General features: G+C 32.6%; 14 protein-coding genes. 12 read left to right on the forward strand and 2 right to left on the reverse strand.

Going from position 1 to position 13,154, the window contains the following annotated elements; genetic code table 11:
- The first annotated feature begins 307 nt into the window (after window positions 1–307).
- The 7 genes from J7574_RS02545 (at window position 308) to J7574_RS02575 (ending at window position 7,320) form a co-directional block, all read left to right on the forward strand.
- Complete coding sequence (locus tag J7574_RS02545; protein WP_290963769.1) at window positions 308–754, forward strand: GNAT family N-acetyltransferase; 447 nt, start codon at window positions 308–310, stop codon at window positions 752–754.
- Window positions 755–848: 94 nt separating this feature from the next.
- Window positions 849–2,309, forward strand: coding sequence for an oligosaccharide flippase family protein (locus J7574_RS02550; RefSeq protein ID WP_290963772.1), 1,461 nt, complete (start codon window positions 849–851; stop codon window positions 2,307–2,309).
- A gap of 28 nt (window positions 2,310–2,337) precedes the next feature.
- Window positions 2,338–2,772 carry a dUTP diphosphatase gene (dut, locus tag J7574_RS02555; protein WP_008465845.1) on the forward strand — a complete coding sequence of 145 codons (435 nt, stop codon included), beginning with the start codon at window positions 2,338–2,340 and terminating at the stop codon, window positions 2,770–2,772.
- Between the two features lie 60 nt (window positions 2,773–2,832).
- Complete coding sequence (locus J7574_RS02560; protein ID WP_290963775.1) at window positions 2,833–3,849, forward strand: sugar phosphate nucleotidyltransferase; 1,017 nt, start codon at window positions 2,833–2,835, stop codon at window positions 3,847–3,849.
- A gap of 51 nt (window positions 3,850–3,900) precedes the next feature.
- Window positions 3,901–5,250: a tetratricopeptide repeat protein gene (locus J7574_RS02565; RefSeq protein WP_290963777.1), complete on the forward strand. Its 1,350-nt coding sequence runs from the start codon at window positions 3,901–3,903 to the stop codon at window positions 5,248–5,250.
- Between the two features lie 12 nt (window positions 5,251–5,262).
- Entirely contained in the window at window positions 5,263–6,042 is a 780-nt protein-coding gene (locus J7574_RS02570; RefSeq protein WP_290963780.1) for a DUF4292 domain-containing protein, read from the forward strand.
- Window positions 6,043–6,066: 24 nt separating this feature from the next.
- The gene (locus J7574_RS02575; protein WP_290963783.1) at window positions 6,067–7,320 is read left to right on the forward strand and encodes a peptidoglycan DD-metalloendopeptidase family protein; all 1,254 of its coding nucleotides are present in this window, start codon (window positions 6,067–6,069) and stop codon (window positions 7,318–7,320) included.
- A 35-nt stretch (window positions 7,321–7,355) separates the two neighbouring features.
- On the opposite strand, the gene J7574_RS02580 is transcribed toward J7574_RS02575, so the two are convergent.
- On the reverse strand, window positions 7,356–7,775 hold the full coding sequence (locus J7574_RS02580) for a CBS domain-containing protein (RefSeq protein WP_290963786.1): 420 nt from the start codon (window positions 7,773–7,775) through the stop codon (window positions 7,356–7,358).
- Between the two features lie 122 nt (window positions 7,776–7,897).
- On the opposite strand from J7574_RS02580, the gene rbfA reads away from it, so the two are divergent.
- From rbfA to J7574_RS02605, 5 genes are all read left to right on the forward strand, one after another.
- The gene (gene rbfA / locus J7574_RS02585; RefSeq protein WP_111378779.1) at window positions 7,898–8,290 is read left to right on the forward strand and encodes a 30S ribosome-binding factor RbfA; all 393 of its coding nucleotides are present in this window, start codon (window positions 7,898–7,900) and stop codon (window positions 8,288–8,290) included.
- 1 nt (window position 8,291) lies between these two features.
- Window positions 8,292–9,491, forward strand: coding sequence for an FtsX-like permease family protein (locus J7574_RS02590; RefSeq protein ID WP_290963792.1), 1,200 nt, complete (start codon window positions 8,292–8,294; stop codon window positions 9,489–9,491).
- A gap of 172 nt (window positions 9,492–9,663) precedes the next feature.
- Window positions 9,664–11,091 (forward strand): MATE family efflux transporter, encoded by a 1,428-nt coding sequence (locus tag J7574_RS02595; protein ID WP_290963795.1) that lies wholly within the window; start codon window positions 9,664–9,666, stop codon window positions 11,089–11,091.
- Window positions 11,092–11,185: 94 nt separating this feature from the next.
- Window positions 11,186–11,728: a hypothetical protein gene (locus tag J7574_RS02600; protein WP_290963798.1), complete on the forward strand. Its 543-nt coding sequence runs from the start codon at window positions 11,186–11,188 to the stop codon at window positions 11,726–11,728.
- A gap of 16 nt (window positions 11,729–11,744) precedes the next feature.
- Window positions 11,745–11,966 (forward strand): hypothetical protein, encoded by a 222-nt coding sequence (locus J7574_RS02605; protein WP_290963801.1) that lies wholly within the window; start codon window positions 11,745–11,747, stop codon window positions 11,964–11,966.
- Window positions 11,967–12,036: 70 nt separating this feature from the next.
- On the opposite strand, the gene dusB is transcribed toward J7574_RS02605, so the two are convergent.
- Window positions 12,037–13,029, reverse strand: coding sequence for a tRNA dihydrouridine synthase DusB (gene dusB / locus J7574_RS02610; protein WP_290963804.1), 993 nt, complete (start codon window positions 13,027–13,029; stop codon window positions 12,037–12,039).
- Window positions 13,030–13,154: the final 125 nt, after the last annotated feature.

A 13,154-nucleotide genomic window follows, 5' to 3' on the forward strand; every position in this document is an offset into this window, starting at 1 on the left:
GGAACAAACAAGCTTTATTAGTCCCAGTGCTTTTCTTTTTTTTAAGGGTTGTACTAGCTTTCTCATTCCCTTTGAAACAAATTTAATAAAAGAATGTAAAAAAAATGTTACATAATTTTTAACTAAATTTTATATATTTCACATGTTTTGTTAAAAACATCTTTTATAATGATCTAAAGATAAGTATTTTATGAATACTTTGTACAATAATTCTTTATTTTTTGTTAAAATTTATTTTTCAAGCAAAAAATGCTCTTTCTATACCTTATATTTTAAGTATTTTTGAGCTCTATTTCTTTTAAAAACAATGGCTTTACAAATACAAGAACTTACTACCATTCAAGACATGGTGGCTCAAATAGATACGATTCGATTTTTATATCCAAATATAGCTCTAGAAAAATATGAAGCATTTCTTTCTGAGATGCTTCCGCACAATTATATCCAGATTGCAGTATTTGAAGATGGCATTTGTCTCGGTCTGACTGGCTGTTGGTCGGCTACAAAATTATGGACCGGGAAATATCTGGAAATAGACAATTTTGTTGTTAACCCACAATACCGATCTAAGGGAATAGGAAAAATGCTTACCGATTATATAGAGAAAAAAGCAATCGAGCTGAATTGCAGCAGTATAGTTTTGGATGCTTTTACAGGAAATTTTGCGGCGCATCGTTTTTATTACAATCAGGGTTATGCACCAAAAGGATTTCATTTTGTGAAAATTTTAGACGAAAAAAAATTAACAGTTTAAAAACAATAGAAGTTTTCTTTATTGCATCAACAAAAGAGCCATTAAACAAAAGAAATGGTTATTTTTGTCTTACAAACATTATTAGAATTATATTTTGGGATTATATAAAAATCTATTCAAGCAAACGGCAATTTACGGACTGGCGACAGTTTTACCGCGAATGCTGAGTTTTTTATTAGTGAGATTATATACAGGAATTTTGCCTACAGCTGAGTATGGTGAAGTTTCGATCGTATTGTCTTGGATGGTTTTCTTTAACGTAGTTCTTTCTTACGGAATGGAAACGGCATTTTTTAGATTTTACAGTGCCGAAGAGGATAAGAAAAACGTAATTGCAACTTCAACTATTTCAATATTTTGGACCTCGATTCTATTTCTTTTTGCTGGTTTGATTTTTAGAAATACACTAGCAAACTTAGCAGAAGTTGATGTTCAGTATATAACTTATACCGTATGGATTTTAGTTTTAGATGCTCTGGTTTTAATTCCGTTTTCTAAATTAAGAGCGAATCAAAGGCCAATGGTTTATGCCGCAATTAAAATTGGAAATGTGGTTATAAACTTATTGCTGAATATATTTTTCTTGATCTATCTTCCAAAACTAGCAGAATCAAATCCGAATTCTGTTTGGGATAATTTATATGTGCAGAATTTCCAGATTGCTTATATTTTCATTGCAAATCTATTAGCAAGTTTGGCAACATTTATTGTGCTTTCTCCAAATTATCTTTCACTTGGACGAAAATTCGATCCTGTGCTTTGGAAAAAAATGATGAAATACGGACTTCCGATTTTGGTTGCAGGATTGGCTTTTGCCGTAAACGAACATTTCGATAAAATTCTATTAGGTTATTTACTCCCAGAAAATTTAGCTAAATCTGAAGTTGGAGCTTACTCTGCTTGTTACAAATTAGGACTGTTTATGGTTCTTTTCGCAACAGCTTTCAGATTAGGAATTGAGCCTTTTTTTTTCAGTCATGCTAAAAATGAAAACGCTCCGCAAACTTATGCTGTTATTACTAAATACTTCGTGATTTTAGGATCATTGATTTTATTGGGTGTAATTGTTTTTGCAGACGTTTTAAAATATCTATTATTGGATAACAAATCGTATTGGGAAGCAATGAAAGTTGTGCCGCTAATTATTTTGGCTAACTTCTTTTTGGGTATTTACAACAACTTATCGGTTTGGTATAAATTGACAGATAAGACAAAAATTGGAGCCTACATTTCTATCGTAGGAGCAATTGTTACCTTGATTTTAAATTATTTATTAATCCCGAAATATAGCTATTATGGTTCTGCCATTGCGACTATTTCGGCTTACGGAAGTATGATGCTTATTTCTTATGTTTTAGGAAATAAATATTATCCTATTCCTTATGATATGAACAAAATTGGTGCTTATTTAGGCGTTTCAATACTATTTTCAATAATCTCATTTTATGGATTTAGAGAAAAATATTATGTTGGAATTCCGCTTCTTTTAGTCTTTATGTATATGGTTTACCACTTTGAAAAAGATACGATAAAAGGAATAATGAAAAGAAAATAAGACGTTTTAAGAAAAATTATATTTAAAAATGAAAATTCAAATTATCAATAAATCACAGCACGATTTACCAAATTACGAAACGATTGCTTCTGCAGGAATGGATTTACGTGCCAATATTATAGAACCAATTACGTTAAAACCTTTAGAAAGAACCATTGTTAAAACGGGTCTTTTTATTGAATTGCCAATTGGTTACGAAGCACAGGTGAGACCGAGAAGCGGGCTGGCAGCAAAAAAAGGCGTAACCGTTTTAAATTCGCCAGGAACTGTTGATGCAGATTACCGCGGAGAAATAGGAGTAATTTTAGTAAATTTATCTAATGACGATTTTGTAATCGAAAATGGCGAGCGAATTGCACAGCTGATTATTGCAAAACACGAAAGAGCAGAATGGATTGAAGTTGAAACACTTTCTGAAACATCAAGAGGAGAAGGAGGCTTTGGAAGTACTGGCGTAAAATAATAGAAAAGAAAGACCAAACCCAATGAAGATTTTAATCTTCCCATAAAAATCAAATAAAGAATGAAGATAATTGTGCCAATGGCAGGCCGCGGATCAAGATTGAGGCCTCATACTTTAACAGTTCCAAAACCGTTAATTCCTGTTGCAGGAAAATCTATTGTACACCGTTTAGTTGAAGATATTGCCAAAATATTAAAAGAACCAATTGAAGAAGTTGCTTTTATTTTAGGAGACGAAGCTTTCTTTGGAGCAGATGTTGTAGAAAGTTTAGAAGATTTAGCTAAAGGATTAGGAGCAAAAGCTTCTATCTATCGTCAGGACCAGCCGCTAGGAACAGGACATGCTATTATGTGTGCAAAAGATTCGTTGTCTGGACCCGCTGTAATTGCTTATGCTGATACATTAATTAGAGCAGATTTCGAATTAGATCCAGAAGCAGATGCAGTAATCTGGGTAAAACAAGTAGAGCAACCTGAAGCTTTTGGTGTTGTAAAATTAAACCAGAATAATGAAATTATAGAATTGGTTGAAAAACCAAAAGAATTTGTTAGCGATTTAGCTGTTATCGGAATCTACTATTTTAAAGAAGTTGGAATTTTAAGAAACGAACTTCAAAATGTTTTAGATAATAACATTCAAAATGGTGGAGAATATCAGATTAATGACGGTATCAAAGCCATGATGGCAAACGGAAAAGTTTTCAAAACTGGAAGTGTTGACGAGTGGATGGACTGTGGTAACAAAGATGTTACTGTTGAAACTAACACAAGAATGCTAGGTTTCCTTCATAACGACGGAGAGCATTTGGTAGATTACGGCGTGACTTTAGAAAATTCAACAATTATTCCTCCTTGTTATATTGGAGAAAATGTGGTTTTGAAAAACACTACAGTTGGTCCGAATGTTTCTCTTGGAAAAGGATGCCATGTAACCAACAGTACAATCCAAAACAGTTTGATTCAGACTTATTCTCAAATAAAAAATGCTAATCTTGATAATGCAATGATCGGAAATCATGTAAGTTATGATGGTAATTTTACAAGCATTAGTATTGGAGATTATGCTATTTTAGAGTAAAATAAAAATTAGCGGAGTTTCGTTTTGTTTAAAATGTAATTTTTACAAAAGATGAAAAAAAGAGTTTTTACGGTTTTGTTTTTTGCTTTATTCAGCACATCATTTTCGGTTTTTGCTCAGACAGAACCCGAAGATATTGCTATGGCAACAGACGAATATCAAGACTCTTTCTATGAATCATTAAAACAAAAAGGAATTGAAAATTATGATAAAGCCATTGTATCATTGGAGAAATGTATCAAACTAAAACCCAATGATGCAGTAGCTTATTTTGAATTAGGAAAGAATTACTTGTCGCTTAAACAATATCAGAATGCGCAAGAAGCTTTTGAAAAAGCGACACAGCTTGATCCTAAAAACAAATGGTTTTGGCTTGGAATTTACGACGTAAGCTACGAGACAAAAAACTATCCGTTGGCAATTGAAATTATTCAAAAAATAATTGTTTTTGACGAAGAATATAAAGACGATTTGATTTCGCTATACATGATTACCAATCAGTATGACAAGGCATTAACGGCGATAAACGAAATGAACGATAAGTTTGGAAAATCGTCTGATCGCGAGATTTACAAAGCTCAGATTTTATCGCAAGGAAAATATCAGAATGCTGAAATTGATAATCTTTTGGATCAGATTAAAAAAAATCCCAAAGAAGAATCCAATTATGTAAATCTGATTTTTTTATATTCAAAGAATAACGAAAACGAAAAATCGCTGGAAGTAGCGAAACAATTGGCAAAAGAAATTCCAAATTCAGAATGGGCTCAAGTAAGTTTGTTTAAAGGATATTTGGATGCCAATCAAGCAGATAAAGCTATTAAATCGATGAATGTGATTTTAGCAAGTTCAAAAATCGATTCAAAAATCAAACACAGAACTTTGAATGAGTTTTTGATTTATGTTAATAAGAATCCACAATATTCAGCCGATTTAGAAAAAGCCATTTCTTATTTTGATAACGATAAAGATGTTGACGTTCCCAAAGAAATTGGAAAATTTTATCATAGCAAAGGACAGTTTGAAAATGCCATTAAATATTATGAAAAAGATTTAAAGGAAAACTCAGATACTGATCTTGAAACCAATATGTTATTGCTAGAAGCATACGAGCAGGCAAAACAATTTGAACCAATGACCAAAAGAGCCATGATGCTGATTGAAGTTTATCCGAGTCAGGCTCAGTTTTATTACTATGCTGGTTTGGGAAGCAATCAGCAGAAACAATTTAAAAATGCAAAAACCGTCTTAGAAATGGGTCTTGATTATGTAGTAGATGACGTAAAATTAGAATCCAATTTTAATATTCAGTTAGGAGAGGCATACAATGGACTAGGAGATGCAAAGAAAAAAGAGGAATACATTTTGAAGGCAAATGAATTATTAAAAAAGAAAAAATAAAAGAGAATTCAAATGAAAAAATATATATCAATACTAGTATTGTCTATTGCTGTAATTTCATGTAAATCAAAAGCAGTAGCGGTGCAAGGTAATACAAGCCAAATAATTGCACCAAAAGAAGATAAAAAAGTAATCGAAAAACATTATAACAATAAGTTAGATTTTTCTACTTTGTACATAAAAGCAAGTGCAAAATATGCCGATGAAAAACAAAGCCAAAATGTTACAGCTGAGATTAGAATCGAAAAAGACAAACAGATTTTAATAAGCGTACGTTTCTTAGGAATCACAATGGCAAAAGCTTTAATAACACCTTCTGCAGTAAGTTACTACGAAAAAATGAATGGAACTTATTACGAAGGCGATTTTACAAGTTTGAGCAAATGGTTAGGGACAGATTTAGATTATACAAAAGTTCAGAATCTATTAGTTGGAGAAGCTTTTGATGATTTAAGAAAAGGAAAATATACGCAGACTATTGTAGATAATCTATTTAGATTAGATGAAGAAAAAGATGCCAATTTAAAGAAAACCTTTTTCTTAGACGGAGAGAAATATTTAATTCAGAAAGAAGAGATTTCTCAGCCATCAGAAAACAGAACCTTACAAATTGCTTATTCAGATACTAAAAATTTTGATCAAGGAACATTGCCAACGAGTATCGAAATCAATGCCGTTCAGCCAAAAGGCAAAACAAGTATTAACTTGAATTACAACAATATTTCATTTAATGAAGAACTTTCTTTTCCGTATAGTGTTCCAAGCGGTTATAAAAAAGTTACAATTAAGTAAATTTGCAAAAATAAAAATATAAACATGCCAAAATTTCTCCTAAGCCTAGTTTTAGTTTGTGCCACTACATTTGTATGGGCGCAAGATTCGCAGCAAGAAAAACTGGAGCAGCGTAAAGCTCAAATTCAGCAGGAAATCAGAGACAACGAAAAGATGCTTCAATCGGTTCGAAAAAAAGAGAAATCTGCTGTGAGCGAATATTTAATTCAGTCCAACAAAATCAAGCTAAAAGAGAAATTAATTAATACGACAGCCAAACAAGAAAAACTGATTAGTAACGACATGTATATTAATCAAGTTCAGGTTAATAAACTTAAAAAAGAGCTAAAAGTTCTAAAAGAAGATTATGCGGAAATGATTTTAAAATCATACAAAAGCCGTTCTGAGCAAAGTCGTGCCATGTTTATTTTATCTTCTGAAAGTTTCTTGCAAGCCTATAAAAGAGCACAATATTTAAAGCAATACACAAATTTTAGAAAAAATCAAGGTCTTGAAATTCAGTCAAAAACAGCTCAATTAGTAGACTTTAATGCAAAATTGGATGGTCAGAGACAAGTAAAAAAGAAGATTATTGCTGAAAATCAAAAAGAGAAAGTTACGCTTGAAGCGGAGAAAAAAGAGCAGCAGAAATTAGTTAATGCACTTAAAAAGGATAAAAACAAAATCGCTGCCGATATTCGATCAAAACAAAATGAAGCGAAACGTATTGACAAACAAATCGACCGTTTAATTCGTGAAGCCATTGCAGAAGCCAACAGAAAAGCGGCTGCTGAAAGAGCAAAAGCTGCAGGTTCAACAGAAACAAAAACGGCTCCAGTTTCTTCTTCTAAAATTGCGATGACTCCAGAAGATAAAGTTCTTGCCGCAGATTTTAAAGCAAACAGAGGAAGATTGCCTTGGCCGGTAGAAAAAGGATTTATTTCTCTTGGATATGGAGATCAGCCGCACCCATTGCATCCATCAATTACAGTTCATAATTCTGGGGTTGAGATCACGACAGAAGATGGCGCAAGTGCTAGAGCAGTATTTGCTGGAGAAGTTTCTAAAGTAATCGTTTTATCACCAGTAAATAAAGCAGTTGTGATTCAGCATGGAGATTTTTTCACGGTATATCAAAACTTAAGTTCAGTTTCGGTTAGTCAGGGAGATAAGGTAACAATTAAACAAAATATTGGAAAAGTTAGAACAAGCGGTGATACAGGAAAAACAATCATCAAATTTTTGATTCTACAAAATACATCAAATAACAATCCGGAAGGATGGTTGCAAAGCAGATAAAAATACAAAGGGAGCATTTAGCTCCCTTTTTTTATTTAATCATATTGTTCTAAAAAGTATTTGATAACGTCTGTTGTGGTTACAATTCCTTTTAATTCTCCATTGTCGACAACTGGTAATGCATGAAATTCTTCTTTTGCAAAAGTTGTGGCAAGATCTTTAATAATTGTATCAGAAGGAAGAGTTCTAGGTTTAGAGGTCATAATTTGCGGAATAGTCAGCATATCTAAAATTGCCTCATCAACGCCTTCTTGTCCGTCAAATAAAGCGCCAAAAGTTAAGCGGTTAATGTCTGTACGGCTAATTATGCCAACAACTTCTTTACCATTGACAACTGGAATATGGCGGATAGAATTTGTTTTTAATTTTTCAACTACTTTCCTCAAATCATCATTTTGATTTACTGTTACAACAGTTTTAGTCATGATATGACTAATTGGTTCTCTTTTTTTCATGATAGTTAGTTTTATATTTATATCAAATATGTAAAATAATTCCCTCGAAAAATATGATTTTTATCAGCTTTTAAACAATTAAAAGAGCAGAAAATGCCACTAAATTTTAGTATTTTTGCATCATGGAAACAAATAGACAGAAAAAAATAGGCGGTGTTCTTCAGAAAGATCTGGTTGACATTTTGCAAGGTGAAGTGAGAAAAAACGGAATTACAAACTTGGTAATTTCTGTATCCAAAGTGAGCGTAACTACAGACTTATCTGTGGCAACAGTATATTTAAGTATTTTTCCGCAAGAAAAAGCTAAGGAAACTTTAGAAGCAATTAAAACCAATACAACTTTAATCAAACATGATTTGGCACAGCGTGTACGTTTGCAATTGCGTCGCGTTCCGAATTTGGTATTCTTTATTGATGACTCTTTAGATTATATAGAGAAAATCGACAATGCGCTTGCAGGAAAAGAAAACCCAATAGAAAATCGTGATCTTTTAGAAAAAAGAAGAAAGTCGTAATTTGAATTTTCCCTTATACATAGCCAAACGTTATATTTTTAGCAGCAGTAAAAACAATGCTATTAATATTATCAATCGTATTGCCAGCATGGGAATCATTGTTGGGACGATGGCTTTGTTTGTGGTTTTATCTGTTTTTAGCGGACTGAAAGTTTTTAGTCTTTCATTTACCAACGAAATTGATCCCGATTTAAAATTGGTAAGTACCTACGGAAAGTCTTTTCTGCTTACTCCCGATCAAGAAAATCAGATAAAAAAAATAAATGGTGTTGCTTCTTACACCAAAATAATAGAAGAACGTGTTTTGTTTTTGTTTAAAGACAAACAGCAAGTTACGTACTTAAAAGGAGTTGACAGCATTTATCCCGTTGTAAACGATATCAAGAAAAAACTATTTAATGGACAGTGGCTAAAACCAGACAGTTATCAGGTTGTAATTGGTTACGGTTTAGCTCAAAACTTCTCCATGGGAATTCTTGATTTTGAAAACCCGCTTCAGGTTTTTGCTCCTAAACCAGGAAAAGGAGCAATCGACAACCCAGAAGATGCTTTTACAAAAACGGATGTTTTACCTGTTGGAATTTACTCCATCAGCGAAGATTTAGATTCAAAATATGTATTTGCAGATTTAAGTTTAGTGCAGGAATTATTAATGTACAAACACAATCAAATCTCGGGAATCGAATTTAAATTAAAAGAAAATGCAGATGAAGCAGCAATAAAGAAACAGCTCAGTTCTATCTTTAAAAACAAAATCACTTTAAAAAATCGAGCACAGCTGAATGAATCTTTGTATAGAATGCTAAATACCGAAAACATTGCAGTTTATCTGATTTTTACATTAGTTATCATTGTGGCTCTTTTTAACTTGATCGGAGCTTTGATTATGATGATTTTAGAAAAGAAAGGAAATCTTAAAACGTTTTTCAATTTAGGAACAGATATCAATGGCCTTCGAAAAATATTTCTGCTTCAAGGAACTTTATTAAGTGTTTTTGGAGGCTTAATCGGACTTGCTTTAGGTATAATCTTAGTGATTTTACAGCAGAAGTTTGAGCTTATTATGATTACGCCAACTTTGGCTTATCCAGTTGTTTTTACCGTAGAGAATGTTCTAATCGTAATGACAACCATTATTTCTCTAGGTTTCGTGGCTTCCTTAATTGCAAGCAGTCGCGTAAGTAAAAAACTACTTGATTAATAATTTCTTAAGAAATATTAATTATATTTACCGCCTTAAAAAACTACAGCATATGATTGTTTCTGCCTAATCCTATTTTATTTTTTAGAATAATTAGGATACTTACGTTTACTTTTTTAGTTCAGATTGCAACTGCATTTTGGACCAATATTATCATTTATCCTAAAATATCATGACAGAAACAACTATAAAGAAAAGCTTCTTTTCTAAATTTTTTACCACTTTAAAACAAGCCCTAAAAGGCGACGAATCTTTTGATTATACTTCTGGAAGTATAAAAAAAGCCGTAATTCTATTGGCTATTCCGATGGTTTTGGAAATGATGATGGAATCGGTTTTTGCGTTAGTCGATTTGTATTTTGTTGGGCATTTGGAACATAGCAGTTTTGCCATTCAGACCGTTGGTTTGACCGAATCGGTATTGACTGTAATTTATTCTCTAGCGATTGGAATGAGTATGGCGGCAACAGCAGTTGTAGCACGACGTATTGGAGAAAAAGATCCTGTAGCTGCTGCAAAAGCAGGAATGCAAGCCATTATTATCGCCTTTGCAGTTAATAGCTTATTGAGCATTTTCGGAATTATTTATGCAAAAGATATTTTGATTTTAATGGGTTCTTCAATAGAATCAGCCGAACATGGTTATCGATTTACACAAATTATGATTGGTTCGAGTTTGTGTATTATGCTTTTATTTCTAATCAACGGAATTTTCCGTGGAGCAGGAAATGCAGCAATCGCCATGAAAAGTCTTTGGATTGCCAATATTTGCAATATCATTTTATGTCCGATTTTAATTAATGGTTTTGGCCCAGTTCCAGCTTTCGGTTTAGTTGGTGCAGCTTTGGCAACCACAATCGGAAGAAGTATTGGAGTTGTTTATCAAGTGTATCATTTGTTTTTTGGTAACGGAGTTTTAAAAATCAAGATTCCGTATTTCGCTCCAGATTTTACTCAAATAAAAGCCTTAGTAAAAATTGCCGCTCCAGGAATTTTACAATTTGTAATTGCATCTTGCAGTTGGATTTTCTTAGCACAATTAGTCGCAACAACAGGAGGCGATCACGGTTCAGCAGGATATCAGACGGCATTAAGAATTATGATGTTTTTCATTCTTCCAGCTTGGGGATTAAGTAATGCTGCGGCAACTTTGGTTGGACAAAATTTGGGCGCTAAACAAATCGAACGTGCCGAAAAATCGGTTTATACAACGGCAAGATATAATGTGATTTTCATGGCTTCTATTATGATTATTACTTTGTGTCTTGGGCAATATATTATTTCGTTTTTCACGAATGATGAACAAGTAAAAACTGTTGCGATTGAAGCATTGCAAATTATGAGCATCGGATTTATTTTCTACGGAATCGGAATGGTTCTCATCAACACTTTCAACGGAGCAGGAGATACTTGGACACCGACAGGAATTAATTTCTTCGGATTTTGGCTGTTCCAGATTCCATTGGCTTTTGTCCTGGCTAAACATTTTAATATGGGACCAACAGGAGTTTTTATTGCCATTCCAGTTGCAGAAACTGCAATTACTTTAGCGGGAATCGTTTTCTATAAAAGAGGAAAATGGAAACGAGTTCAAGTTTAATAAAAGAAAAAGACCTTCAATTTTGAAGGTCTTTTTTTATGTAAGAAATTTATACTAATTTTGTTTTTTGTTTTGATGAAATGTAATATTTCTTATGATTAAAATTAACTTAGAAAACACTTTTGAAGCAACATATGTAAGCGCCAATTTTGACCAATATATTTTTGAATCCGCACTAAAAGATGATACAATAATTCAACTTAAGGTTAAGTTTACAAATATCGCAGAGTCATTATTACCGAACGTTTACAATTTAGCTTTTGGCCCATTTGATGAAAATGGAAAAATAAATGATTCTATAAACCTGAAACATAAGGATAGTAATAAAGTTTTTTCAACAATAATTTTGTTTTCGATAACTTTTCTAAAAAACAATTCTAATAAGACAATTGGTATTGATGGTTCAGATGATTTACGAGCTAATTTATATCATCGGATGTTTAGATATAATCAAAAAGATTTACAAGATTTTTTAGTAATTATTGGAGTAGATTGGTATGTTAGATTACTTAGAAATGGAACAATTGAATTAGATGATAATGGACTGCCATTTTTTAAACCAAAACCAGAACCTTTTGATTTCCAAAGAAAAACTAATGACCTTTACAGATATTATATGTTTAATTTAAATCAATAATGTTTAAATTTGCTCTATGAAAGAATCAATTCAAAATAAAATTAATAAAATTCAGGAAATCGCTTTAGCTTCAACTTCGAATAGAAATATTGCAGATGAGAGAAATGCAGAGTCAAATAGTGTTGACAATCTCTCTAAATCAATTCGAAATAAAAAAGAAGCTGAATTATTCTTTTCTGAATTAAAATTAGCTATTGACTTGGCTAAAAGAAATTCTACAAAAAGTGCTTTAGAATAAATTTCGTTTAAAAGAAAGATATGTGTATATATAAAAACGACCTTCAAGATTGAAGGTCGTTTTTTGTGTTTTAAACAAACTCATATCCTGCATAAACCTGTTCGATTTCTTTCATGATAGCAAATAAATCTTCGGGTGCATCAGTTGTAACTAATTTTTGTTTGAATTCTTTAAACGAATGAATTCCTTTGAAATAATTGGTATAATGACGACGCATTTCTACAATTCCTAAACGTTCACCTTTCCAATCCATAGACCATTGCAAATGATTTCTGGCCGCTTCAACACGATCAATAACCGTTGGAGAAGGTAAGTGCTCACCAGTTTTGAAATAATGTTTGATTTCATTAAAAATCCACGGATAACCAATCGCAGCACGACCAATCATGATACCGTCAATTCCGTATTCGTTTTTATATTTTAATGCTTTTTCTGGACTATCGATATCGCCATTTCCGAAAATAGGCATTGTAATTCTTGGGTTGTTTTTTACGCGTGCAATATGCGACCAGTCAGAATGGCCTTTGTACATTTGGGCACGAGTTCTTGCGTGAATGGTTAGAGCTTGAACCCCGATATCCTGAAGTCTTTCAGCAACTTCATCAATATTAATTGAGTTTTCATCCCAGCCTAAACGGGTTTTCACAGTTACAGGCAAATCAGTTCCTTTAATAACCGCTTGCGTTAAACGTACCATTAAATCAACATCCTTTAAAACTCCAGCACCAGCACCACGACAAACCACTTTTTTTACCGGACATCCAAAATTAATATCCACTAAATCAGGTTTTACAGTAGAAACAATTTTAGAAGACATTTCCATTGCTTCTTCATCTCCACCAAAAATCTGAATTCCAACAGGACGTTCGTAATCAAAAATATCCAGCTTCATGCGGCTTTTTATAGCATCACGAATTAATCCTTCTGATGAAATAAATTCAGAGTACATCATGTCCGCTCCGTGCGTTTTGCATAATCTGCGAAACGGCGGATCGCTAACATCTTCCATCGGTGCTAGTAATAAAGGAAATTCGGGTAATTCTATGTTGCCAATCTTGACCATCTTCATAATTTTTTGCAAAATTACAACATTTAGTTTAATTCACAGCAAAACATTTAAGAAGCTGAAATTAAACCATATAAGTAATATAAGTTCATTTAAATGGAATGTAATATTTTAACACATAG

It is taken from the genome of Flavobacterium sp. (assembly GCF_017744675.1).
Classification (GTDB): Bacteria; Bacteroidota; Bacteroidia; order Flavobacteriales; family Flavobacteriaceae; genus Flavobacterium.